Source organism: Bradyrhizobium sp. LVM 105, assembly GCF_003957705.1.
In the GTDB taxonomy this organism is placed as follows: domain Bacteria; phylum Pseudomonadota; class Alphaproteobacteria; order Rhizobiales; family Xanthobacteraceae; genus Bradyrhizobium; species Bradyrhizobium frederickii.
In genome coordinates this window covers 471,388-495,755 of record NZ_QZMV01000001.1, presented here as the reverse complement: position 1 = coordinate 495,755, position 24,368 = coordinate 471,388, and the positions used below count along the sequence as shown (strand labels likewise).

General features: G+C 65.4%; 26 protein-coding genes and 1 other RNA gene. 17 read left to right on the top strand and 10 right to left on the bottom strand.

Translation table 11 applies throughout. From position 1 onward, the window contains the following. Window positions 1–73: 73 nt before the first annotated feature. From D6B98_RS02390 to D6B98_RS02375, 4 genes are all read right to left on the bottom strand, one after another. Complete coding sequence (locus D6B98_RS02390; RefSeq protein ID WP_164718334.1) at window positions 74–1,588, bottom strand: tripartite tricarboxylate transporter permease; 1,515 nt, start codon at window positions 1,586–1,588, stop codon at window positions 74–76. Between the two features lie 7 nt (window positions 1,589–1,595). Then, complete coding sequence (locus D6B98_RS02385; protein ID WP_126255332.1) at window positions 1,596–2,357, bottom strand: tripartite tricarboxylate transporter TctB family protein; 762 nt, start codon at window positions 2,355–2,357, stop codon at window positions 1,596–1,598. Window positions 2,358–2,452: 95 nt separating this feature from the next. Beyond that, window positions 2,453–2,983, bottom strand: a complete 531-nt coding sequence (locus tag D6B98_RS02380; protein ID WP_126255331.1) for a chromate transporter — start codon at window positions 2,981–2,983, stop codon at window positions 2,453–2,455. Further along, window positions 2,980–3,597, bottom strand: a complete 618-nt coding sequence (locus tag D6B98_RS02375; protein WP_126255330.1) for a chromate transporter — start codon at window positions 3,595–3,597, stop codon at window positions 2,980–2,982. Before D6B98_RS02375 ends, D6B98_RS02380 begins: the two co-directional genes overlap by 4 nt. Before the next feature lie 96 nt (window positions 3,598–3,693). Here D6B98_RS02375 and ssrA point away from each other — a divergent pair. From ssrA to D6B98_RS02325, 10 genes are all read left to right on the top strand, one after another. Beyond that, window positions 3,694–4,059, top strand: a transfer-messenger RNA (tmRNA) gene (gene ssrA / locus D6B98_RS02370). Between the two features lie 114 nt (window positions 4,060–4,173). Further along, complete coding sequence (locus D6B98_RS02365) at window positions 4,174–4,692, top strand: SspB family protein (RefSeq protein ID WP_126255329.1); 519 nt, start codon at window positions 4,174–4,176, stop codon at window positions 4,690–4,692. Between the two features lie 89 nt (window positions 4,693–4,781). Further along, the gene (gene fumC / locus D6B98_RS02360; RefSeq protein ID WP_126255864.1) at window positions 4,782–6,215 is read left to right on the top strand and encodes a class II fumarate hydratase; all 1,434 of its coding nucleotides are present in this window, start codon (window positions 4,782–4,784) and stop codon (window positions 6,213–6,215) included. Between the two features lie 280 nt (window positions 6,216–6,495). After that, window positions 6,496–6,684, top strand: a complete 189-nt coding sequence (locus tag D6B98_RS02355) for a DUF4169 family protein (protein WP_126255328.1) — start codon at window positions 6,496–6,498, stop codon at window positions 6,682–6,684. Beyond that, window positions 6,681–6,932, top strand: a complete 252-nt coding sequence (locus D6B98_RS02350; protein ID WP_025038043.1) for a ribbon-helix-helix domain-containing protein — start codon at window positions 6,681–6,683, stop codon at window positions 6,930–6,932. Before D6B98_RS02355 ends, D6B98_RS02350 begins: the two co-directional genes overlap by 4 nt. A 120-nt stretch (window positions 6,933–7,052) precedes the next feature. After that, the gene (locus tag D6B98_RS02345) at window positions 7,053–7,328 is read left to right on the top strand and encodes a FeoA family protein (protein WP_126255327.1); all 276 of its coding nucleotides are present in this window, start codon (window positions 7,053–7,055) and stop codon (window positions 7,326–7,328) included. Window positions 7,329–7,388: 60 nt separating this feature from the next. Beyond that, the gene (feoB, locus tag D6B98_RS02340; RefSeq protein WP_126255326.1) at window positions 7,389–9,260 is read left to right on the top strand and encodes a ferrous iron transporter B; all 1,872 of its coding nucleotides are present in this window, start codon (window positions 7,389–7,391) and stop codon (window positions 9,258–9,260) included. 209 nt (window positions 9,261–9,469) lie between these two features. After that, window positions 9,470–9,967 (top strand): GNAT family N-acetyltransferase, encoded by a 498-nt coding sequence (locus tag D6B98_RS02335; RefSeq protein ID WP_126255863.1) that lies wholly within the window; start codon window positions 9,470–9,472, stop codon window positions 9,965–9,967. 221 nt (window positions 9,968–10,188) lie between these two features. Further along, window positions 10,189–11,703: an ATPase domain-containing protein gene (locus D6B98_RS02330; RefSeq protein WP_126255325.1), complete on the top strand. Its 1,515-nt coding sequence runs from the start codon at window positions 10,189–10,191 to the stop codon at window positions 11,701–11,703. Further along, window positions 11,700–13,406: an ATP-binding protein gene (locus D6B98_RS02325; RefSeq protein WP_126255324.1), complete on the top strand. Its 1,707-nt coding sequence runs from the start codon at window positions 11,700–11,702 to the stop codon at window positions 13,404–13,406. Before D6B98_RS02330 ends, D6B98_RS02325 begins: the two co-directional genes overlap by 4 nt. A 42-nt stretch (window positions 13,407–13,448) precedes the next feature. Here D6B98_RS02325 and D6B98_RS02320 read toward each other — a convergent pair whose 3' ends face one another. From D6B98_RS02320 to D6B98_RS02305, 4 genes are all read right to left on the bottom strand, one after another. Then, window positions 13,449–13,691 (bottom strand): hypothetical protein, encoded by a 243-nt coding sequence (locus D6B98_RS02320; protein ID WP_126255323.1) that lies wholly within the window; start codon window positions 13,689–13,691, stop codon window positions 13,449–13,451. Window positions 13,692–13,721: 30 nt separating this feature from the next. Then, window positions 13,722–14,840: a DUF2336 domain-containing protein gene (locus tag D6B98_RS02315; protein ID WP_164718333.1), complete on the bottom strand. Its 1,119-nt coding sequence runs from the start codon at window positions 14,838–14,840 to the stop codon at window positions 13,722–13,724. 422 nt (window positions 14,841–15,262) lie between these two features. Continuing rightward, window positions 15,263–18,877, bottom strand: coding sequence for an AsmA family protein (locus tag D6B98_RS02310; RefSeq protein ID WP_126255322.1), 3,615 nt, complete (start codon window positions 18,875–18,877; stop codon window positions 15,263–15,265). Window positions 18,878–19,156: 279 nt separating this feature from the next. Next, window positions 19,157–20,389 (bottom strand): cytochrome P450, encoded by a 1,233-nt coding sequence (locus tag D6B98_RS02305; RefSeq protein WP_164718401.1) that lies wholly within the window; start codon window positions 20,387–20,389, stop codon window positions 19,157–19,159. Between the two features lie 133 nt (window positions 20,390–20,522). Between D6B98_RS02305 and D6B98_RS02300 the strand changes: the two genes are divergently transcribed. Further along, window positions 20,523–21,149: a TetR/AcrR family transcriptional regulator gene (locus tag D6B98_RS02300; protein WP_126255321.1), complete on the top strand. Its 627-nt coding sequence runs from the start codon at window positions 20,523–20,525 to the stop codon at window positions 21,147–21,149. Between the two features lie 77 nt (window positions 21,150–21,226). Here the strand turns inward: D6B98_RS02300 and D6B98_RS02295 are convergent, their stop codons facing one another. Continuing rightward, on the bottom strand, window positions 21,227–21,571 hold the full coding sequence (locus D6B98_RS02295) for a hypothetical protein (protein ID WP_126255320.1): 345 nt from the start codon (window positions 21,569–21,571) through the stop codon (window positions 21,227–21,229). 290 nt (window positions 21,572–21,861) lie between these two features. Here D6B98_RS02295 and D6B98_RS02290 point away from each other — a divergent pair, with 290 nt between their 5' ends. From D6B98_RS02290 to D6B98_RS02280, 3 genes are all read left to right on the top strand, one after another. Next, entirely contained in the window at window positions 21,862–22,128 is a 267-nt protein-coding gene (locus D6B98_RS02290) for a hypothetical protein (RefSeq protein ID WP_126255319.1), read from the top strand. Next, window positions 22,121–22,417, top strand: coding sequence for a hypothetical protein (locus D6B98_RS02285; protein WP_126255318.1), 297 nt, complete (start codon window positions 22,121–22,123; stop codon window positions 22,415–22,417). The genes D6B98_RS02290 and D6B98_RS02285 overlap by 8 nt, the downstream gene beginning before the upstream one ends. A 120-nt stretch (window positions 22,418–22,537) precedes the next feature. Then, window positions 22,538–22,816 (top strand): DUF1488 family protein, encoded by a 279-nt coding sequence (locus D6B98_RS02280; protein ID WP_126255317.1) that lies wholly within the window; start codon window positions 22,538–22,540, stop codon window positions 22,814–22,816. A gap of 12 nt (window positions 22,817–22,828) precedes the next feature. Here D6B98_RS02280 and rpsU read toward each other — a convergent pair whose 3' ends face one another. Then, a complete protein-coding gene (gene rpsU, locus D6B98_RS02275; protein WP_027572522.1) occupies window positions 22,829–23,104 on the bottom strand; it encodes a 30S ribosomal protein S21 in 276 nt (91 codons plus the stop codon). A 429-nt stretch (window positions 23,105–23,533) separates the two neighbouring features. Between rpsU and D6B98_RS02270 the strand changes: the two genes are divergently transcribed. From D6B98_RS02270 to D6B98_RS02260, 3 genes are all read left to right on the top strand, one after another. Beyond that, window positions 23,534–23,743, top strand: a complete 210-nt coding sequence (locus D6B98_RS02270; RefSeq protein WP_126255860.1) for a cold-shock protein — start codon at window positions 23,534–23,536, stop codon at window positions 23,741–23,743. Between the two features lie 187 nt (window positions 23,744–23,930). Continuing rightward, complete coding sequence (locus tag D6B98_RS41850) at window positions 23,931–24,083, top strand: hypothetical protein (RefSeq protein ID WP_430642478.1); 153 nt, start codon at window positions 23,931–23,933, stop codon at window positions 24,081–24,083. A gap of 49 nt (window positions 24,084–24,132) precedes the next feature. After that, complete coding sequence (locus tag D6B98_RS02260) at window positions 24,133–24,354, top strand: hypothetical protein (RefSeq protein ID WP_126255315.1); 222 nt, start codon at window positions 24,133–24,135, stop codon at window positions 24,352–24,354. The last annotated feature ends 14 nt before the right edge of the window (window positions 24,355–24,368 follow it).

The window sequence follows — 24,368 nt, the reverse complement described above, 5'->3', positions numbered from 1 at the left end:
GCATTTTCATTTCACGAAGCCGTCACACAAGTCGATTCGACTTCCGAATGCGGCGTGCCGACGCAGGCGGTGGTCAGTTCTCGGACTCGGTGAACACCTCGTCGCGCTTCGATCGCAACGAAGGCAGCACGGTAAGGACGAGGAGGCCCGCCGCGACCGCCAGCAGCACTGCCGACAACGGACGCGTCAGGAACACGCTCCAGTCGCCGCGCGAGATCAGCAGCGCACGGCGCAGGTTCTCCTCCATCAACGGTCCCAGCACCATGCCGAGCAGCAGAGGTGCCGGCTCGAAATCGTGCTTGATCAGCCAGTAGCCGACGAGACCGAACACGCCGGCGAGGATGACGTCGACCGGCGCGTTGTTCACCGAATAGATGCCGATCGCGCAGAAGATCACGATCGAGGGGAACATCAGCCGGTAGGGCACGCGCAGCAGCCGCACCCAGATTCCGACCAGCGGCAGGTTGATGATGATCAGCATCAGATTGCCGATCCACATCGAGGCGATCATGCCCCAGACGAGGTCCGGCTGCTTCTGCATCACCTGCGGGCCCGGCACGATGCCGTGGATGGTCATCGCGCCCACCATCAGCGCCATCACCGCGTTCGGCGGGATGCCGAGCGTGAGCAGCGGAATGAAGGAGGTCTGCGCGGCGGCGTTGTTGGCGCTCTCCGGCCCCGCCACGCCCTCGATCGCGCCGCGGCCAAACCGCGACGGGTCCCTGGCGAGCTTCTTTTCGAGCGTATAGGCGCCGAATGATGCAATCGTCGCACCGCCGCCGGGCAGGATGCCGAGGATCGAGCCGAGCACGGTGCCGCGCAGAATCGCGGGCGTCGAGTCCATCAGATCCTTCTTCGTCGGCATCAGGCCGGTGATCTTCTGCTGCACGAGGTCGCGGCTCATCTCGGCGCCGGCATCGAGATTGCGGATGATCTCCGCAAAGCCGAATACGCCCATCGCCACCGTCGCAAAGCCGAGGCCGTCGGCGAGTTCCGGAATGTTGAAGGCCATGCGGGAGGCGCCGGTTTCGATGTCCGAGCCGACCATCGACAGCAACAGGCCGAACACGATCATCGCGATCGCCTTCAGCACCGAGCCCTTGGCCAGCACGACCGCAAAGATCAGGCCGAGCACCATCAGCGAGAAATACTCGGCCGGACCGAACGCCAGCGCCAGCTTGGTCAGGGGCGCGCCGAGCACGGCGATGAGCACGGTCGCGACGCAGCCGGCGAAGAACGAGCCGATCGCGGCGATCGCCAGCGCCGGGCCCGCGCGGCCCTGCCTCGCCATCTGGTGGCCGTCGATGGCGGTGACAACGGACGTCGCCTCCCCGGGTATGTTGACCAGGATCGACGTGGTCGAGCCGCCATACTGGGCGCCGTAATAGATGCCGGCGAGCATGATCAAGGCGCCGACCGGCGGCAGTCCGAAGGTGATCGGCAGCAGCATCGCGACGGTCGCGATGGTGCCGATGCCCGGGAGCACGCCGACCAGCGTGCCGACGAGGGCGCCGATCAGGCACATCAGCAGGTTGATCGGGGTGAGCGCGACGGCGAAGCCGTGAGCGAGGTTGGCAAAAATATCCATCACGCCCTCACTGGATCAGGAAACGCGGGTACATCGGCATGGGCAGCCCGAGCACATAGGGGAACAGGATGGTGCAACCGAGCGTCAGGCAGGCACCGACGATTACCGCTTCACGCCAGCGCGTCTCCTGCGAGCCCGCCGCCGCGATCATGAAGCTGATGAAGGCCGTGACCACGACGCCGAGCGGCCGGATCGACAGGGCGAAGAAGAGGATCGCGGCGACCACGAACAGCGGTCCTCGCCAGGAATAATGGGCCATCGACGGCCCATTGGTCAGAAGACCGGTCAGGGCGATGGCCGCGGACAAGGCAACCAGCAGTCCGCCGAACATGCGCGGCGCTGTGCCGGCGCCGAAGGAGAAGCCCCGCATGCCCTGCAGATCGCTTCCCGCCCACAGCGCGAACAGGGCAACCGCCATCAGGACGACGCCACCGACATAATCCTGCGCCGACCGTACCGTCATGAACAGCGTGAGGATCGCCACCACCAGCAGCGGATAGGAATAGATCAGCGCGAGCAGCACCTCGGACGAGATCTTCTTGGTGCCGCCGCCGAACGATCCGAAGATCGCACTGGGCGCGCCTGCGAGCAGCGCGGTCACGTGACCGGTGACCACCGTCCCCGGGCCGCGGCCGGCGCCCCAGCCGAAGATCGTCCCGATCGACCAGATCAATTCGAAGATCTGCGGCGCAATCGCCAGCAGACAAAAGCCGAGCGCCAACCGGGTATTTCGGCTGGCCGTCGCTGAGTGGCCCATCGTGTCGGCCATGCATGTCTCCTCCGCGACCCGTAAGTCACGAGCACTGTTGTTCTAAATCGGCTGGAACTGGATCCCCCGCCCGGATCATTGCCTAGCGATTTTCATTACACAATGCCAGCAAAACCCAACAGCCCGCCGGCAAGCAACAGCCACAGGGGATTGATGCGCGAGATCGATGCGATCAGCGCAACCATTCCGGTCAGAAGCAGTGCAGCAATCGTGCGATCGGTCGACTGGGCCAGGATCAGGGCGCTCGCTGCCATCAATCCGATCGAGAGCGGAACCAGTGCAGCTTGAATCAAGCTGGGCCAGCGCGATTGGCTGGGCCGATCCAGGAGCCGGCTGACATAATAGGCAAGCAGCGCCGTCGGCAGGCACATCGCCAGCGTCGCCGCCAGCGCGCCGGGGATGCCGGCAACGGCATAGCCGATCAACGTCACGATAAGCACGTTCGGACCTGGCGAGAGCTGCGCGATCGCATAGGCATCGGTGAACTGCTTGTCGGTCATCCAGTGATTCACCTCGACCGCGATGCGGTGCATCTCGGGCACCGCCGCCGCGGCGCCGCCGACCGCGAACAGCGACATCAGTCCAAAGGTGGCGATCAGCGCCCAGATCGGGCTTTCGGCGTTCATGCTGCTACTTTCCGTCGCAGGATATAAGTGGCGCCGATGCTCACGGGGATCGCGACCAGCAGCACCGCCTGAAGCGGCAGGCGAAGCAGGCCGACGGCGAGGAACACACCGAGCATCAGGATCAGCGCGAGCGGCTCCGTCCGCTTCAGCAGCGGCGTCATCATGCGGAAGACCACCGCGATCAGGAGACCGACGGCCGCGCATGAGATGCCGGCCAGGCTGCGGCGCAACACGTCGAGGTCGCCAAAACGGGCGTAGACGATCGCGACAACCATCATGATCAGCGTCGGGGGCAGCAACAGCCCGGCAAAGGCGGCAACCCCGCCGGCAATGCCGCGCAGCCTCGACCCGAACACCATCGACAGATTGACGATGTTGGGCCCGGGCAGGAAATGGCAGAGCGCGAAGGTCTCGTTGAACTCGTCCGCCGTCATCCAGCGGTGCTGCTCGACGATGGCCCGCCGGGCAAACACCAAAACCCCGCCGAAACCGGCCAGCGACATCCTGGCGAAGGCCAGAAACAGTTCCAGCAGGCCGGGCGGAGCAACGCTCGCCGCGGGATGATCCGGCAGTCGATCTGATTGTTGGCCGGCCGGTGCTGAATCCTCGGACATCTCAGAAGCTTAGACCGCCGGTGCCGACGCGGCCAAGATCAGGCCCGCCTCGGTGTGGAACCTTTCCAAAGAGAAGCTTGGGAGAGGCGTGCAAAACCCCTGTTTTTCGAAACCCTTGCGCCCTATATTGGGGGTGCCGGTTCGCCGGCTATGGAAATAAACGGTCGTCGCAATAAACCATTCGGACCCGGGGGCGGTACCCGGCGCCTCCACCAAAGCCCACCAACCGACTATCCGGAAGCGGGCTTTGGCGGGGGCGAAATAGGATCGACGAGGGCGTAAAGGGCGTACTTTTTCCCGGTATTGTTCCGCCGTTATCGGGCTACTGCAATAGTTGCCAACGACAACTTTGCTCCGGTTGCTCAGGCTGCGTAACGCAGTTTGAAAGACCATCTTAAAGTCCTAACGGGTTAAGCTCCGTTAGGCGGGGTTCGGAGGCACCTGGCAACAGAAGCCTCCACTTGCCTTTCTTTCTTCTCCGGCGGGGGACTCCTGCTGGCCCGTCAGGCGCGATATTGTTGCGGCCTGGCGAGTCGAGTCGGTAGGGTCCGGCTTCGGGGATGCAACAGGACCACCATGGCGACCGATCATATCCGATACGATGTGCTGGCCCGCGACGCGCTGCGCGGCGTGCTGCGGAAGGTGCTGACCGATGCCGCGGCCCATGGCCTGCCCGGCGAGCACCATTTCTTCATCACCTTCGTGTCGAAGGCCGAGGGCGTGAAGCTGTCGCCACGGCTGCTCGCGCAATATCCGGAAGAGATGACGATCATCCTGCAGCACCAGTTCTGGGATCTGACCGTGCTCGAGGACCGCTTCGAGGTCGGCCTGTCCTTCGGCGGCATTCCGGAGCGGCTGGTGGTGCCGTTCAGCGCCATCAAGAGCTTCCTGGATCCGTCCGTGAAGTTCGGCCTCCAGTTCGACACCTCCGATGTCGCCGAGGTCGCGCCGGACACTTTGCCGGCAGCCCCCGCCCCATCAGCCGTATCGGTGCCCGCGGCCGCCACTGAAAAGGCCGAGACCGCGGAAGAACCGCCCCCGCCGAGCCAGGGCGGCGCCGAGGTGGTGCGGCTCGATCGTTTCCGCAAGAAATGATCTAGGTTGGCTTTGAAGCCGTCGCGGGCGGCCAAACTGTCTATATAGAAGAGCACATGAAGAGGCCGCGCGGCGTTTCGCGCGGCGGAATGGATGTGCTCATGGCCAAAGCTTCCCGCTCGAAGACCGCTCCTCCCGCGACCCGCACCGAGACCGACAGTTTCGGTCCCATCGAGGTCCCGGCCGATCGCTATTGGGGCGCGCAGACCGAACGTTCGCGCCAGAATTTTCGCATCGGAACGGATCGGATGCCGATCGCGCTCGTGCACGCGCTCGGCATCGTCAAGCTCGGCGCCGCGCAGTCCAATCTCGAGCTCGGCCTGCTCGACCAGCGCCGCGCCGGTGCCATCATCCGCGCCGCGCGCGAGGTAATCGAGGGCAAGCTGGACGATCATTTTCCGCTCGTCGTGTGGCAGACCGGCTCCGGCACGCAGACCAACATGAACCTCAACGAGGTCATCGCCAACCGCGCCAACGAGCTGCTCGGCGGCGAGCTCGGCGCCAAGAAGCCGGTGCATCCCAACGACCACGTCAACATGAGCCAGTCGTCGAACGATTCGTTCCCGACCGCGATGCATATCGCGGCCGCAAGCCGCATCAATGCCGATCTCATCCCCGCGCTCACCGAGCTGCTGCGCGCGCTGCGCAAGAAGGAGAAGGCGTTTGCGAAAATCGTCAAGATCGGCCGCACCCACACCCAGGACGCGACGCCCCTGACGCTCGGCCAGGAGTTTTCCGGCTATGCCGCGCAGGTCGAAAGCGGCATCGCCCGGCTCAAGTCCGCGGTGAAGGAGCTTTATCCGCTGGCGCAGGGCGGCACCGCCGTCGGCACCGGTCTCAATTCGAAGCCGCGCTTTGCAAAACTGTTCGCAAGGCACGTCGCCGGGATCACGAAACTCCCCTTCACCAGCGCCGCCAACAAGTTCGAGGCGCTGGCCTCGAACGATGCCTATGTGCTGGCACATGGCGCCATCAATTCGGTGGCGACCGGCCTGTTCAAGATCGCCAACGACATCCGCCTGCTCGGATCCGGCCCGCGCTCAGGGCTGGGCGAGCTGATCCTGCCGGAGAACGAGCCGGGCTCGTCGATCATGCCGGGCAAGGTCAACCCGACGCAGTGCGAGGCGATGACCATGGTGTGCTGCCAGGTGTTCGGCAATCACACCGCGATCACGGTGGCCGGCAGCCAGGGCCATTTCGAGCTCAACGTCTACAAGCCGGTGCTGGCCTACAACATGCTGCACTCGATCCGCCTGCTGGCGGATGCGGCGCGATCCTTCACCGAGCATTGCGTCAGCGGCATCCGTGCCGACGAGAAGCGCATCAACGAGCTGATGCAGCGCTCGCTGATGCTGGTGACGGCGCTGGCCCCGAAGATCGGCTACGACAACGCCGCCAAGGTGGCCAAGACGGCCCATGCCAACGGCACCACGTTGAAGGAGGAGGCGCTGCGGCTCGGCTTCGCCTCGGCCGACGAGTTCGATCGCCTGGTGCGCCCCGAGAAGATGACCAGCCCGGGATAAATTCCGAATTCCGATAGCCATCCGTAATGATACGGACCCCCCGGCGCCCAGAAATGTGCGGCTTTGGGGGCGGGATTTGATTACCGTCAATGTTCTGGCGGGACGGCGTGCTACGCAACCCTTCCGCCCCTCGATGGGGGCCAGATTCATCGTTTGATGGCCCAAGGGGCTGATTGACGAGGACGAGCTAATGGCGATCAAGTCTTGTAGGGCGCAACGCGGCACCCTGTTTCTGAATGTTTCATCCCGCCTGACGAGGATCGGATGATGGAGACACGGCATGGGGAACGTCATCAACCTGAATCGTTTCAGGAAGCGCGCCGAGCGGGAAGCCTCGGCGAAGCAGGCGGACGCCAACCGGTCGAAGTTCGGCCGCACGAAGGCGGAACGGTCGGTGGAGGAGACGCGCGCGGACAAGGCGAAGGCGCACCTGGACCGGCATCAGATCGATCGCGAGGAGCAGCCATGAAGTCGCCCGTCGTGAAACGGTCGATCGTCGTCGCCGGGCACAAGACCAGCGTCAGCCTGGAAGAGGCGTTCTGGAACGGCATGAAGGAGATCTCCGGCCTGCGCAACATGACGTTGTCCGAGCTGGTCGGCGAGATCGACAACAACCGCCAGCAGGGCAATCTGTCGTCGGCGATCCGCCTGTTCGTCCTGGACTACTTCAAGAGCCGGGCGATGGCCGCCCAGCCGGACAAGGTCCCGGCCCAATAGCCAGCCCTCGGGGGCGCCTCGAGGGCGCCCCGCGATCCGCGCTTTTTAAAATCACTCTAAGGTGCGGTTTCAGCGAGCACTCGCGCTTGACCTCAATGCCTTGCGTTGAAAATACAGGGCATGACCGACACCAATGACACGCGCCCGCACATGCCGCTGGGTCTGGCCCAGCGCGGCTATACCGGCGTTATCCAGCACCTGTCCGCTCGCGAGGCGGGCTCCGCGCTCTCGGACATAGAGCTCGAGAGCCGCCTGATCGAGCTCGGCTTCGTCGAGGGCGCCCGGGTCGAGATCCTGCACGAGGGGCTGGTCGGGCGCGATCCGATTGCGGTGCGGGTCGACAGCATTACGATCGCGGTCCGCCGCCGCGAAGCCATGGCGGTCATCGTCGCCTAGACCGCGACCGGACGCCTCATCCCGAGTTTTTTGCCAAGCCGTTTGCCAGGCCTTGATCACATGGAATTGCCCCTGCTGCATCTCGCCCTGGTCGGCACGCCAAACAGCGGCAAGACTTCGCTGTTCAACGCCCTGACCGGCAGCCGGCAGAAGGTCGCGAACTATCCCGGCGTCACCGTCGAGCGCAAGGAAGGCTTCTTCGTCACCCCCTTGGGCCGCCAGGTCTCGGTGGTCGACCTGCCCGGCACCTACTCGCTGCGCGGCCGCAGCCCGGACGAGGAAATCACCCGCGACTTCGTGCTCGGCAAGGCCTCCGGCGAGACCGTGCCCGATCTCGTGCTGTGCGTGGCCGATTCGACCAATCTGCGGCTGACCATCCGCCTGCTGCTCGAGCTCAAGCGCACCGGACGGCCGATGGTCCTCGTGCTCAACATGTTCGACATCGCGGCCCGCCGCGGCATCACCGTCGACGTCGAGCGGCTCGCCAAGGAGCTCGGCCTGCCCGTGGTCACCTCGATCGCGGTGCGCAAGGGCGGCACGGCCGACCTCTTGAAGCTGACCGACGAGATCTCGCCAAAGCTCGCCGCCGAGGCGGAGGCGAACAGCTGGCGCGCGCTCAGCGTCGCCGAATTGCGCGCGACCCAGCGCGAGGCCGACCGCATCATCGCCGACTGCGTCAGCCTGCCTGCCAGGCCCGACACCTGGACCGCGCGGATCGACGCGGTCGTGCTGCATCCCGTCGGCGGTCTCGTCGTGCTGACGCTGATCCTGTTCGTGATGTTCCAGGCGGTGTTCGCCTGGGCGCAACCGGCAATGGACCTGCTCAAGTCCGGCTTCGACGCGCTCGGCGAGCTGGTGCAGGCCACCCTGCCCGACGGCCTGTTGCAGAGCTTCCTGCAGAACGGCGTGATCTCCGGCGTCGGCAGTGTCATCGTGTTCCTGCCGCAGATCATCCTCATCTTCCTGTTCATCCTGCTGCTGGAAGATTTCGGCTACATGGCGCGCGCCGCGTTCCTGATGGACCGCATCATGGGCGGAGCCGGCCTGCACGGCCGCGCCTTCATTCCGCTGTTGTCGAGCTTTGCCTGCGCCATCCCCGGCATCATGGCGACGCGCGTCATCGACAACAAGCGCGACCGGCTGACCACGATCCTGATCGCGCCGCTGATGACGTGCTCGGCGCGCATTCCGGTCTACACGCTGATCATCTCCGCCTTCATTCCGGCGAAGGACGTCTGGGGCTTCATCAATCTGCAGGGCCTCGTGATGTTCGGCCTCTACGCCGCCGGCATCGCTAGCGCGCTCGTCGTCTCGTTCCTGATCAAGTTCTTCATGCTGCGCGACTTTGCGCCGGCGCCATTCATGCTGGAGCTGCCGGACTACAAGATGCCGCGGCTGAAATCGATCGCGATCGGTATCTACACCCGCGCCAAGATGTTCCTGGTGCGCGCCGGCACCACCATCTTCTCGATGATGGTGCTGATCTGGTTCCTGGCCTCGTTCCCGCAGCCGCCTGCGGGCGCTACCGAGCCCGCGATCGAGTTCAGCCTGGCTGCGATGATCGGCAAGGCGCTCGAGCCGCTGCTCGCGCCCGTCGGCTTCAACTGGCAGATCGCGGTCGCGCTGATCCCGGGCATGGCGGCGCGCGAAGTCGCGGTCGCAGCCCTCGGCACCGTCTACGCGATCGAAGGCGGCAAGGAAGCGGCCGAGCAGATCGGCCAGGTGCTGGCGACGAAATGGTCGCTCGCCACCGCACTGTCGATGCTGGCCTGGTACATCTTCGCCCCGCAATGCGCATCCACGCTGGCCGTGATCCGGCGCGAGACCGGCAGCTGGGCCTGGATGGCCGTGACCTTCACCTACATGCTGGTGCTGGCCTATGCCGCGAGCCTCGTGACGTACAACGCCGCCGTCGCGCTGGGGGCGGGTTAGCGCCCTCTCGAACTCAAGAACGCGAAAACAACCCCATGCACAGTAGACGGGGTCTGTGAAATCAATGGCTTGAGTTGGGTGCGAAAATCATCCGACCGAAGCTCTGCCGCGATTGCTCCGTCGGGCGAAACAGGGGCATGATGTCAGCATCGGCCCGCCACGACAGCGGCATGAACGACGACACGCCACCGAAGCGGCGATCTGTCTCCATGAACCATTTCAGCACGGAGCGACTGACCGCCGAGAGGCTGAACGAAAGCCACCTCGCCGACCTCGTCGCGCTGCATCTCGATCCTGATGTCGCCCGCTATATCGGCGGCGTCCGTTCGGCGGAGACGACGAAGGCTTACCTCGATGTCAACATGGCGCATTGGGACCAGCATGGCTTCGGCCTCTGGGCGCTGCACACGAGAGACGGCGCATTCGCCGGGCGGGCCGGCCTCCGGCACATCATGGTGGACGACATCGACGAGATCGAGATTGCCTACGCGTTCACGCGCAGCCTCTGGGGCCGGGGATTTGCGGCCGAAGCCGCGACCGCGATGACACGCATTGGCCTGTCCGAGCTCGCCCTGCCATCTCTCATCGGCATCGTGAACATCGCAAACGGCGCATCGCGCCGCGTGCTGGAGAAATCGAATTACCTGCTCGAGCGGAGCACGAACCGTCACGGCAAGGACGTGGTGATTTACCGCATCCGCCGCTGAACGTTGCAATGACGGGATGGGAGCGCGCGAGGGTCACTGTGTTCAATCTTGAACAGACAGAGCTGTCGCGGTCGGCACCTGCTCACAGCTGGCAGGCGAGCCCCGGCGGCCGGGAACCGGGTCGCTGCTGAAGAGTTCCTCGTACGGACCTCCCGGGGTCCCGGTCCCGGCCTCTCGACGCCTGGGCCTCGCGCTCTTCCGACATATGCTGAGGGGGTTCAATGACTGATCCATCAGGGGCTGCTTCGGCCGGTGCCCTCAAGGATTTGCCGAGAATTTCAACAGGCAGCGACGGTCTGGACGACATCCTGGGCGGCGGCTTGGACCCCAACCGGATGTATCTCTACGAGGGACGTCCGGGCACCGGCAAGACCACGATCGCGCTGCAATTCCTTCTCCGGGGCGCGCGCGAGGGTGAACGCGTGCTCTACATCTCGCTCTCCGAAACCAGGCGCGAGCTGAACCTGGTTGCCCATCGGCACGGCTGGTCGCTTGATGGCGTCGACATCTTCGAGCTGGTCCCGCCTGAGACGACGCTCGATCCCGACCGCGAGCTCACGGTCTTCCATCCTGCCGAGATGGAGCTCAGCGAAACGACAGGCCTGATCTTCAAGGAGGTCGAGCGGATCAATCCCAGCCGCGTCGTGCTCGACAGCCTGTCCGAGCTGCGCCTGCTGGCTCAGAATCCGCTGCGCTACCGTCGCCAGGTGCTGGCCTTGAAGCACTTCTTCACCAACCGCAATTGCACCGTCGTGCTGCTCGACGATCTGTCCTCCTCCCAGGACGACCTGCAGCTGCATTCGATCGCACACGGCGTCGTCATGCTCGAGCAACTCGCGATCGACTACGGCGCGGAACGGCGCCGGCTTCGCGTGATCAAGATGCGCGGCATTCGATTCCGCGGCGGATACCACGATTTCACGATCTCGCAAGGCGGCTTGCGGATCTTCCCCCGGCTCGTCGCGGCCGAGCATCACAAGGCGTTTCCCGGCGATTTCGTGTCCAGCGGCAACGCCGAGCTCGATCAGCTGCTGGGAGGCGGGCTCGAGCGCGGCACCAACGCGCTTCTCCTCGGATCCGCCGGTGTCGGCAAGTCGTCGGTTGCGCTGACATACGCCATCGCGGCGGCCGAGCGCGGCGAGCACGCCGTCTTCTTCGCCTTCGATGAAGGCCGCGGCACGGTGGAAGCACGGGCCCGGACGCTCGGTCTGCCCCTGGAGAAACATCTCAATACCGGGGCAATCCGGTTTCAACAGGTCGATCCGGCCGAATTGTCGCCCGGTGAGTTTGCAGCGACGCTGCGTCGGAGCGTCGAGGTCGACAATGCCCGCCTTGTCGTCATCGACAGCCTGAACGGTTACCTGAACGCGATGCCGGACGAGCGCTTTCTCATCCTGCAGATGCACGAACTCCTCAGCTATCTGGCACAGCAGGGCGTGCTTACGATCCTGATCCTCGCTCAGCACGGTCTGGTCGGCCCGATGGATACGCCGCTCGACATCAGCTATTTGAGCGATGCGGTGGTGATGCTGCGCTATTTCGAGTTCGGCGGCACGGTGCGGCGCGCGCTCTCCGTCGTCAAGAAGCGCAGCGGCAATCACGAGCACAGCATCCGCGAGTTCCGGCTCGGCAGCACGGGGATCAGGCTCGGTCCGCCTCTCCAGGAGTTCAGCGGCATTTTTTCCGGCAATCCCCATTACACCGGCACGGCGTTGCCCGAAGGACCGGCCGAATGAGCGCCGAACGGGACAACCGTGTTCTGATATTCGCCCCGATCGGCCGCGACGGACCGGCATCGGCGGAGCTCTTTCGCGGCGCGAGCCTGGAGGCGATCAGTTGCCGAAGCCTGCCCGAACTGGTCACCGAGATGACGGCTGGCGTCGGAGCGGTTTTTCTGGCCGAGGAGGGATTGTTCGGCAAAGACACGGCGCCGCTCGCGCAATGGATCGCGAGCCAGCCGCCATGGTCCGACCTCCCCTTCGTCGTCCTCACCAGCCATCGGGAGCAGCCGGCCGTCGTCGCATGGAGACGCAGCATCGTCGAGCTCCTGCGCAACGTTTCGCTGCTGGAGCGGCCGGTTCAGCCGATCACGCTGACCAGCGCGATTCAATCGGCGATCCGCGCCCGGCGGCGTCAATATGAGATCCGGGCTCTGCTCGAGGCCCGCGAGCAGACCGCGCAGGAGCTCGAGAAACTGGTCGTTGAGCGGACACGCGAATTGAAAGAAGCCAACGAGCAGCTTCGCCTCGAAATGAACGAACGCACGCGCGTCGAGGAAACGCTTCGCCAGGCTCAGAAGATCGAAGCGATCGGCCAGCTTACCGGCGGCGTCGCGCACGACTTCAACAATCTGCTGATGGTGATTTCCGGCGGCCTCGACATGCTCGACCGCCAGACAGATCCAAGCCGGCGCCGGCGGCTGATGGACGGCATGATCCAGGCCGCGCAGCGCGGCGCCAGCCTGACGAGGCAGCTCCTCGCATTCTCGCGCCGGCAGAAGCTTCGGCCGGAGCCCGTCGACGTCGCTGCACAGATCGGCGGCATGCGGGAGCTGCTCGATCGCAGCCTGAGGGGCGACGTCCACGTCGAATTCGATTTCCCGGACTCGCTATGGCCGGTCGAGGTCGATCCCGGGGAGCTCGAGCTGGTCATCCTTAACCTCGCCGTCAACGCCCGCGACGCCATGCCCAACGGCGGGACGATCGTCGTGCGCGGGGAGAATCTGGCCAGTCTGAACGACGATCAGATTTCGGGCGACTATGTCCGTCTGTCCGTCGTCGACACCGGTGTCGGCATGGCTCCGGAGATCCTGTCCCGCGTATTCGAGCCGTTCTTCACGACCAAGGACGTCGGCAAGGGTTCGGGGCTCGGGCTCGCGCAGGTCCATGGATTCGCCACGCAGTCACGGGGCACGGTCCGAATCCAATCGGAGGTCGGCCGCGGCACCAGCATCGAACTGTACCTGCCGCGATCGTTCGACGTTCCTTCGAAAGAGCGGCATCTCATCGACCTCACCCGCATACGGCCGAAGAAAAACAATCATGGCCGCATCCTCCTGGTCGAAGACGACGACGAGGTCGCCGCTCTGGTCGGCGAGATGCTCGGCCAGCTCGGTTACGAAGTCACGCGCGCCGCGAGCGCCGCGGCGGCGCTCGGCGCCTTGGCCGATGGTCGCTCCGTCGACCTGATCTTTTCGGACATCATGATGCCGGGCGGCATGAACGGGGTCGAGCTCGCACGGGAAATCAAGAAGCGGCGAAGTGATATACCGGTGCTGCTGACCAGCGGATACGCCGAAGCCTCGGTCCATGAAGCGCAGAGGGCAGGTATCCAGATCCTGGCGAAACCTTACCACATCGACGAGCTGGCCGCGGCGCTGAGCACGGCGAAGTCGAATCTTAGGCGCAATACAGAGTCCCAGCGCTCCGGTTCCTGGTGACGCTAGCCCTGATCGGGCTGTGTTCCGCCGGGCTGCGGAAGTTTACCGGAAATATCCCAGCACGAGATCGACGTCGGCGCTGCGGGCCGCCGCGCCGGTCAGCTCGGCGTCGATGACGCGGCGACAGGCTTCGATCGCGGCATGGTCGCCGAGATCATTGGCGGCTTCGAGCACGAGCCAGGCCGCGTCCACCGAGGCCTTGTCCGGTGCTCCGCCGCCGAGATCGGCGGTGGCAGCGCTGTTGAGGTTCTTCTTGCGAACGGCGGTGCCGAATTGAGGCAACATTGCAGATACTCCCTGTCCTTAATGTACCTGTCAGTGAACTTGGAGCTCGGGCTGACGGCCCGCATCGGCACCCGTGCCGGTCTTGCGCGACTGGTAGAACTTCAAGATGCTGCGCGAGGTCTCGATCTTGAGCCGGCCGTATTCGCGCTCGTTGTCCTGGAGCTCGCGCGCCGTGATCAGATGATCCTTGGCGCCGAGGAAGAGCAGTGACATCGTCGTATCCCAGGAGAAGTCGAGCGCCTTGCACAAGACCAGGATCATCTCGCGATTGCGGTCCATCAGCGCGCGCTCGATCACGTCGACCGGCAGCGACGAGAGCAGCGACAGGCCGATCTGTACCTCGTCGAAGCGGTGCTGGCGGGCATAGTTCGAAATCGAATCCTGGTTGAGATTGCCTTGACGGTATTGCGTCGTCACCACGCGCTTGGCGACGAAATAGCTGCGCGAGGACGGACCGAATTTGGACTGGAGATCGCCGGTGAGCTCGGTCACCGAGCTCTGGATCTGCGCCATCATCTCGGGCCGCTCGCTCTCGAGGCGGCGGCGCACGTCTTCCGAAGCCTTCGAGATGAGCTGTTGGAAGATGTGACGCGGCACGTCCTTGCGCAGGCCAAGCTGTTCGGCGAGAATCGAATCGCCCTCGGCGCGGCGGACCATGTGCAACAGGCCCGACCCGGAGAAGCGCGCGCCCTCGTTCTTCGCGACCGACGTCACGACCTCCTGGTTGCCGCGCTTGACCAGCACGTCGGTCACGGCCTCGCCGATCGACTTGCGCTGGGAGATCGCGAGCAGATGCGACTGGCCCTTGGTCATGGCGCTCTCGACCAGCATCCTGTCGTCGATGCGATTGGAGTCGCGCAGCACGGGACCGGCGACCGCGATCTCGTCGTCGAGGGCGAGCTTCTCGATGACGTTCAAGGGCGCGTGATCGCACGCCGACATCAGCTCCGAAAGCTGCGTTCGCGCGGCGACCTCGATCTCCTCGGCGAGCCGGCCGATTACCTCGCCGAACGTGCTGATCTCGTCGTCGCTGTAGCGGCCGGTGATCAGAATGTCGGTCGCATGCCACAACGCCTTCGCCCGGCTTTCGTCGGTGCCGCGCGCGATCGCGTCGTCCAGGTCCTGCAGAAGCGATTTCGCCCCGTCCATCTCGATTACCCCAGTTCTTGGTCGTCTCTTGCGAACCGTTGCGCCGCAATTGACGCGACGCCGAATTCCTCTGGAAACCGACGCTAGAGATGAAACGCGAGAATTCGGTAAAATCGGCAAATCAGTTTTGCCGGGCAAAATTCATTCAAATGCGAGGGAATGGGTTAAGGGGCGGAGAAGGAAGACGGATCGCGCCCTCTCCCGCTTGCCGGCAAGGCAATCGCATACGATGTGCAGGATGCAGCGGCATCGGCAGTAGGCTCCCTCCCCCGCTTGCGGGGGAGGGCTGGGGAGAGGGTGTCTCATCAACGGGACTTTCCCCTAGAGGAGAGAGCCCTCACCCGCGCCGTCGGCGCGACCTCTCCCGCAAGCGGGAGAGGTGAGCAAGCCCGCGGCTCGGTCCGAGCAAACCAAGAGCGCCCTCACGGGTTCTGCGGCGTCAGCACCAGCGGCGGCTTTGGCCTCGGCTTGGCCGGCGGCGGCCCCGGGGCGGGCTTGACGTCGATGGCCGGCGGCAGCGGCGCGAGCTGCTGGCTGGCGAGCGGCGGGCTTGGCGCAGCGGGAGCCGCCTGCGGGGCCTTCGGCGTCGGCGCGGCCTTTAGCTTTGCGGGCGGGCGGCGCGGATCCTGGCCGGGCAGCGGCACATTGGCGGGCGCCTGCTCGGGCGCCGGATCCGGAGACACCAGCGTCGGCAGCGCCGCGGTCGCCGGCGGCGGCTCGCCGCGCTCGATCGCGTCCAACCGGCGCGTCTCGCGGTCGATCGTGCGCACCGCGAGCCAGGAGGACAGCGGCGCAAGATCGATCGTGCGGTTGAGCTTGTCGGGGGGGCCGGCGGCGAACAGCTGAATCTCCGGCGGGGCGCCGGAGAGGCCGTTCATGATCGGCGTCAGGCTGGCGCGGATGTCGGCCTGGTCGGCGGGAATGTCGTAGCCGCCGGACACGATGGCGCGGGCGTTCTTCGCTTCCAGCGGCGTCGCGCCGACGCGCAAGCGTCCGTCGCGGATCGTGAACGGAATCTGCGCCGACGCCACCGCGATCGGTGCGGCGGCAAGTGCGGGCTCGACCAGCTGCCGCAAGCGGTTGTCGTCGGCGACCTGGCCGCCGTCGCTAGCGCGGATCGCGATCTCGAAGGCGCGCGGATTGAGGCCGCCGATTTCCGCGGCCTCCAGCGTCACCGTGCCGTTGCCGGCGAGCGCGCCGGTGAGCGCTGCGACGCTGCGGCCCTGGCTGGTCAGCGCCATCTGCACCGAGGCGCGCCCCTTCGGCAGCGCGAGGTTGCGGTAGCGCAGCGCCGCCGCATCGACATTGGCGAGCTCGATGCGCGCATTCAGAGCGAGGCCATTGGCACCGTTGCGCGCGTCGAAGCTTGCCGACATCTCGCCGCCACCGAGCGCGCCCTTGAGCCCATCGAGCGCGAGCGACTGGCCGTCGCTGCGGATCGTGCCGCCGAACGGACGCAGCTCGATGCCGCCGGGCAACATCCCGCGCAACGCCTGGAAGGCGATCCGGCCGCGCCAGCCGGTGATGAGCCCTGCACTGAGGGGGTCGCTCGTCTCACGCCCGGCTGCGCCAATCGCCATCGCGAGCGCCGGCGCAAGATCGAGCGTATCGAGACCGACCTCACCGTCGACGCTCTTGTCGGAATCCAGCATCACGACCAGATGGCCGCGCAGATGCGCGCCGGCCGCATTGCCGTCGAGATCGTCGAAGGTCAGCCGGTTGCCCGTCATCGTGATGCGGGAGGACAGGCTGACATTCTGCGCCGATTTGTCGGTCCGGCTGGTCCCGAGCAGCGGCGCCAGATTGACGTTGCGCACGCGCAAATTCACGCTGCCCTTCGGCTCCGACAATTCGACGCTGCCCTGCGCGTCGGCATCCAGCCCGCCGCCGCTGAGCTTTGCGTTCAGTTGCAGCGGCCGCCGCCAGGCGCCGGTCAGCTTGCCCTCGAACTGCGAAGCGCCCTCGCCTGCGGCCACCACGCGGTCGAGCCCGAGCAGCGCCAGCAGCGCGCCGGCCTGCGGCATCGACACCTTCGAGTCCAGCGTGAAGTCGCTGCTGCGCAGACGCTCGAGGTCGATGCCGCCGATCGCGGAAGCCGGCGTCTGCGCGGCCAGCGTCGCGGTCGCCTTGAGCTGCGGCGCGTCAAGCTCGAGCACGGCGCGGGCGTTGCTGCGATCGGCATGCTCGGCGTTCTTGTCGAGGCTGAGATCGAGCTTGAGGCGGGTCGCGCCTGATGCGGCCGGGATGGCATCGAAGCGCGCGCGCAGCGCGGGCGCAAACGGCTCGATCAGCGCGGTGAGCTCGCGCAGCGAATTGGCCGAGGATTGCAGCGCGAGCTTGCCGGTGACTTTGGCGCGGTCGAAGCTGCCGCTCGCCACGGTGGTCACGCCGCTCGCCTGGCCGAAGCGCAGCTGCTCCAGCGACAGCGAGGTGGGGCCGTAAGCAAGCCTGGCAGCGAACGGACGCAGCTCCTGGCCGGCGGAGATCGCGCGGCCGATATCGAGCGAGAGCTTCGCTTCCTCCGGCCACTCGCCCTGCGGTCCCGCGAGCGCGCGCACGAAGCTTGCGGCGGAGTCGAGGTCGAGCCGGTCGGCCCTGAGGTCGGCGTCGAGCCGCGAGCCCTTGCTCGCGCCTGTTTGCACGAAGGCGATGCGGCCTTCCACGGTGCCGCCTTCGATGTCGGCCTTCAGCCGGTCGATGGCGAGGTGGTTGGCGGCGATCGTGACCTCGCCGGCAAGGCGCAGCGGCCGCGTGCTGCGGCGGTTGATTTCGCTGCGGCCCTGGAGCCAGGCCACCAGCGTGTCGGGATCGGAGGACTCGACGCTGAGACGGCCGCTGAAACTGTCGGCGCCGGGCGTCGCGCCGTTGAGCGAGAGCTGCGTCATGCCGGGCGCGCGCAGCTCGAGCCGCTGGAACGTCCAGGACCGTCCGTCGGTCTGGAGCTCGGCCGTGATGTTCTGCAGCGGACGGCCGCCGAGCATGATCTGGTCGGTGTTGAACTCGATCTGGGCCGGGATCGGCGCCTGCGGAATGGCGGCAAGCCCCGCGCGCAGCGCCGGCAGGATGCGGAGCGGCTCGGCATCGTCCCTGGCGGCGAGCCTGTCGGCATCGACCTGCCGCGCCGACAGCACCGCGCGCAGCAGCGGCGAGGCACCGAATTTGAGGTCGCCGACGCCGCCGAGCTTCAGCGCGCTGTCTTCAGGACCGAAGCTCGCGTCGATCTGCTCGAACTTCGCGCCGGCCGGATCGGCCTTGAGCTTGGTCGTGAGCTTCCAAGGGGTCGGCCCGGCCTCGCCGGCCTTCTTGGCCGCCGGCACGGCCAGCGTCAGCGCGCCCTCGAATTTCGGCAGGCGGTTGTCGAAGGCGAGCACGCCTTCGAGATCGGCGAGGATGGCGCGCTCGCCGGGATCGATGTTGAGGTGGAGGCGGGTGGCGTTGCCGTCGGCGCTCGGACCGGACGAGACGCGGAACGGATAGCGCACCCCATTGGCGGTGAAGCGGCCGTCGCCGCGCACCGATCCGGCGAGCGAGCGGACGTCGCCGGAGAAGGCGATGTCGTTCAGCTCCAGCGTCGAGCGGCTTGCGGCATCGTGCAGGGCAATGCGGCCGGTGAGATTGAGCCGTTCGATGGCGAGCGAGGCCAGATTGAAGGTGCCGCTCGCGGTGGAGGGCAGATCGACCCGCCCACGCGCATCGAGGCCGAGATCGACCGCCATGCCGCCCACCGAAAGCTCGGTGGCGCGCCATTCGCCGCGCATCAGCGAGCCCAGGCTGAACTCGACGTCTAGCTTGTCGGCGCGCAGGCGGCCGAGATCGTTGTTGCCGCCGAAGGTGACCTGGCGCAGCCGCAGCGTCGGCGTCGGCAACAGCCGCGCGTCGAGCTCGCCCGCGACCCGCACCGGCACGCCGATGATCTTGCCGGCCTCCGCCTCGAACTGGGGCCTGAACTGGTTCCAGTCGACGTAGTAAGGCCCGATCAGCGCGGCCAGCAGCGCAATGATGAAGGCAATCGCCAATCCGAGCAGCGTCGTCTGCACGGGTCTCCCCTCGGCCAAACCGGCACCCGGACCAAACCCTGGCCTTCGTGGACTTCAGGCGTGCCGGAACAGCCCCTTATATAGGGGGAAGTGTGGCGAAGTCACAGCGACTGTTGCGCGCGGAGGTTAACGCCGGTGTGCGACCCTCATGGTGAGGAGGCGCACCAAGCGCCGTCTCGAACCATGCAGGCCCCGCTCTCGCCCGCGGCCATCCTTCGAGACGCCCGCTTCGCGGGCCCTCAGGATGAGGGTAGCGCCTGCAGAACCAGCGCCGAAGCCTCACCAGCTCGCCGGCAGCCGCTTCAGGCCGCGCAGCACGAAGGTCGGCCGCCATTCCGGGTTTTCGACGTCGTCGATGCGCAGGTCCGGCAGCCGCCGCAGCAGGGTGGCGATGGCGATCTCGGCCTCGATGCGCGCCAATTGGGCCCCGAGGCAGAAATGGATGCCGCCGCCGAACGACAGCGGCTTCACGTTCTGGCGGGTGACATCGAGCCGGTCGGGCCGATCAGGATAGACCGCCGGGTCGCGGTTGGCCGAGCCGAGCAGGCACAGCACGGTCTCGCCCTTGGGGATCCGCTTGCCGCCGAGGTCCTCGATCTCCTCCAGCGCGACGCGCCCGGTCATCTGCACCGAGGAATCGTAGCGCAGGAATTCCTCGATCGCGCCCTCCATCAGCTCGGGGCGCGCCTTGAGCAGCGCAAGCTGGTCCGGGTTGCGATGGAGCGCGAGCAGGCCGTTGCCGATCAGGTTGACCGTTGTCTCGTGGCCGGCGCCAAACAGCAGGATGATGTTGGCGGTCAGCTCCTCGTTGCTGAGCTTGTTGCCGTCCTCCTCGGCCTGCACCAGCTGGGTGATGAGGTCGTCGGCGGGATTCTTGCGGCGCAGCTCGAACAGCTGCTGGAAATACATCTGCGCCATCAGGTTGCCCTCGTTGCCCTTCTTTATCTCCTCCGGCGTGAGGGGCACGGGGTCGAGCAGCCGCCCGCCGTCGCGCGAGCTGTTGTAGAACACCTCGCGATGCTCCTCGGGGATGCCGAGCATGTCGCAGATGATGGTGACGGGCAGGCGGAAGGCGAAATCCTCGATCAGGTCCATGTGGCCGCGGTCGATCACGGCATCGATCGCCTGGTCGACGATCTCCTGGATGCGCGGCCGCATGTCCTCGACCCGGCGCGCGGTGAAGGCCTTGACGACGAGGCCGCGCAGGCGGGTGTGATCCGGCGGATCGGCCTGCAGCATCCAGTGGCTCATGCTGCGGAACACCGGCTCGTCCATGATCCTGTCGCTGTAGCGGCGCTTCGAGCGTTCGACGAAATCCTTGCCGAAGCGCTTGTCACGCATCACGAGGCTGACGTCGGCATGGCGGCTGGCGACGAACTGGCCGAACGGCGTCACATGGATCGGATCAATCGTGCGCAGCCGGTCGTAATGCGGATAGGGATCGCGGATGAAGTCCGGCGAGAGCGGATTGAACAGCGGCGCGCCGCCGGCGCCTTGCACGTGCTCGTTCATGGTGACCTCAAATCGGTTGCCGCATGACACGAATACGCCGACGCTGCCCTGCTCGCGCGGCGTAACCATCCCCTTGAAATTATCAACTCGATACATTGTTGTATCGAGTTTCATTCTGCCCTACCCTGCTCCGATGTCAAGGGTGAGAACCAGGCCGACCAGGGACGATACGCGCGACAAATTGTTCGAGGCGGCCGCGCGCGTGTTCGAAGCGGACGGCATCGGCGGCGCCAGCATCGAGGCGATCGCGGCGGCGGCAGGCTTCACCCGCGGCGCGTTCTACTCGAACTTCAAGAGCAAGGACGAGCTGATCATCGCCATGCTCGAGGACCATGTGGAGCAGTCGATCCGGCGCAACATGGACATCCTCGCCCAGCACGACAATCTCGACGATTTCATCGCCGCGCTGAAGGCGATGGACCGCACGCGGCAGGATCCGCTCGGCCGCTCGCCGCTGCTGCATATGGAGATGATCCTGTTCGTCGCGCGCGCCGAGAAGCGCCGGCCCGAGCTCGCCAAACGCCTGCGCGCGCGCCGCAAGCTGGTCGCCGACATCATCGAAGCCACGTCGAAGAGCAACGGCAAGAACAGCAATCTGAATCCGCCCTGGATGGCCTCCGTCGTGCTGGCGCTGGAAGACGGCTTCCGCCTGCACCGGCTGATCGATCCCGAAACCACGCCGGCCGACAGCTTTTTGCGCGCGATCACCGATCTCAGGCGCAGGACGGGACTGGCCTCGCGCCAAGATGCAACTTCGTAAAGGCAAGCGAGCTTCAACTCGAATGCGGCTGCGACATATGGTCGGTGCGCCGTCGAAGCTGGTGAGCTGTAGCTCGCCTACTTCTTCTTTGCAGGTCCGAAATCCGGCTGCCAGGCGGCTTCCTTGCGGCTCGGGGCCGCGGCGATGATCTTGGACTTCTCCTTCTTCGGTTTCTTGGCTTCGCGGTTGCCGCGTTGTTGGCCCTTTGCCATGTCGCTCTCCTTTGCCGGTTCAAGTTGGTCGAATTCATCGGGTTGCAGGACCCGTCCGCGCGGGGTGCAGACCCTGACGTCCATGTAGCCTTCGCGCAGCAATTTTCGCGCGAGACGCAGCGCGACCGCCGCGGTGCCGCGGCCCAGATTGGAACTGCCGTATTCGTTGGTCCCACTGACCAGGTACGGCACGCGTATCGCCCTACTCATTGAGGATGGCGGCTCCGCATACGAGAAGATACAGGGGAACGATCATTCCGAGATGCGAACACGCGACATCGAACGCTCCTGCGAAGCCTTCGGCGGGAGCACACGTGACCCTCAGTCACCGGTCGAAGCCGTCGAGACGTGCGGTGATGACCGCGATCCTACGCCCGTGCCGAAGCGATTGCGAGCGTTTAAATGCCTCGCGACGATAGTGCTGGCTATTGCCGCGCCAAGAGCGCATGCTCGCCACGGCCGGCACCGGTTGGGGCTCCACTTGCGAAAGGCAGGCCTGCATGACCATCCGCTCGCGGCGAGAGACCGTCACGTTCAGGCATCCGTTCCGCATGCGCGGCATCGACCGCGTGTTGCCGGCCGGCGCCTACGAGGTCGTCACCGACGAGGAGACGATCGAGGGCCTGACCTTCGCCGCCTATCGCCGCGTTGCCACGATGATCACCGTGCCGGCCGAAGGCGCCGGCGGCATGATGGAGATGCTGTCGATCGGCTCGGTCGATCTCGCGAACGCGCAAGCCGCAGACGCGAGCATCGCCAATGACTGATCATCCCGTTGATCTCGACAAGCACCGCGGCATGGCCGCACAGAAGGCCACCGACCTGCGCCGCGCGCTGGCCGAGGTCGAGGCCAACACCAGAGAGCTGCGCGAGCGCGAGGCCGATCTCGAGCACCGCATGATGACGGTGCCCGCCGCGTCCTGGCCGGAGGCCGCGGTGAAGGCGCGTCATTTGCTCAACCTCTATGCCGCGAGCCTGCCCGCCGAGGACACGCGTCACCGCGCGCTGGTGGCGGCGCTGCTCGACGATTTCGCCCGGCTGTCGGGGGAGAACTGAAGCGAACGACCGCCGCTTGAATTCTCACCACGTGCCGCGCGCGACGGAACGCAGGCGGCCGGTCGCCGCGCTGATTTGAAGGGTGCGATCGCGCCTGGCAATCACGCAACGGAGCAAGCCATGACATTGACCAGCGGCCGCTTTATCAGCCACGAATACGACCGGATGATCGTCCGGTTCTCGATGCATGACGGCACCAGGGAAATTCCTTGCGCCGTCTCGACCTCCGCGATGGACGATCTCGAGCGCGGCCCGCAAGTCAAGCCCGAGCAGCGGGAGGCTCAGTTCACCCGCCTGCGGGACCGCATCGAAGCACGCGCGGCGAGCAAATATCGCGCGACGGAGTTCGAAGGCACGCCGCCGGGCATCGTGCTCCGCGGCATCGATTTCAGGCCGTAGGGAAAGCTCTCTCTACTCCGCCCGAGCCTTGATCTCCGGCAAAGGCGGCTTGCGTTCGAAGGGCTTCTTTTTTGGCGGCGCGGGCAGCAATCCCTCTCTGATCGCTTGTTTCCGGGCCAGCTTGCGGGCGCGACGAATAGCTTCGGATTTCTCGCGCGTCTTTCGCTCGGACGGCTTTTCATACGAGCGCCGCTGCTTCATTTCGCGAAAGACGCCCTCGCGCTGCATCTTCTTCTTGAGAACGCGGAGTGCCTGCTCGACGTTGTTGTCTCTGACGAGTACGTGCAATTGATCCTCCCGACCGGGGGCTGCGAATGGCGACACGTCCTGCAGGCAGCCAATTGCGCAGGAGCTTCATTGCGAATTGTGAGGATAGCAGCCGCGACCTTGGTCGCGGCTTCAGACACAGGTCTGCTTGTCACGGCGATACAGACACCGTGACCATTGTCGCGCAGCGCTGTCAATCGCTAACGTCCTGCTCGCAGATCGACAGACCCACGCAAAGCGCCTCGATCGGAACAGAGGAATTGCCTCGTTCGAAAACAAAATGGCCTAGCTCCTTGCAAAATCCTGGAAATCATATATATTGATGTTGTTCGATTAGCCGCTGTGCCTTGTTGAATGCGCCCGCGGGCTCCTTTTCCAAAGACATCGACGAAGTTGAAGATGACCGCGTGATTGTCGCGCGGAATGCGCTTGCGCGCTTTGGAGAAGAAGATGACGACAGGTACGGTCAAGTGGTTCAATGGCCAAAAGGGCTTCGGTTTCATTCAGCCGAACGACGGCGGCAACGATGTGTTCGTTCACATCAGCGCCGTTGAACGGGCTGGTCTTGCAGGTCTCGGAGAGGGCCAACAGGTCAATTTCGAGGCCAAGACCGACAAGGTGCGAGGCAAGGTCAGCGCTGAGAATCTCTCGCTGGCTTGATATCGTGGCGCCGTTTCACGGATGTACTGAAACGGCCGCCCTACCCGCTCAATCCCAGGATTGAGCGGGTTTAGTCGTTTGCGGAGCCGGGTGGACGATGAGCACCAAGAAGCCGGCAGAGCCGTCACCCGCGAGCGTCGCGCGGTCCGATCGCCGCCGCTTGGCCGCTGAAGACGGAGCGCGGGCAATGGTCGACGCCGAACGGCAGGCCATCGAAGTTCGCAAGAACATGGCGCGGCTGCGAGCTGCGCGCGAGGCCAAGGAGGCGGCTGACGAAGCTGTTCGGCTGGCTTTGCCGGCGCCGGCGCTCAAGAAGCGTTCGAAGAAGCCGACACGATAATCGTCTTCACGCCGCCGCCGCATTGAGAGGGCCGATCACATGCCGGAGAGTGCAGATCGTGCCTAGAGTGAAGCCAGACCACGGAACCATCACCTTCTTTCTCGCGTCCGGCGCAAATCGGCAGATATGCCAGCTTGCCACGACATTCAACACGCAGAAGCAGGCCTTCAGTTATCTGCAGAAGCATCGAACGGAGTTCGAGCGCATTGCGCGGGCGCGGCTTGCTTCCGGCGAGCTCGAAGACGGGATCGTCGTACTTTCCATGCTTTAGCCAGCGCGTTACGA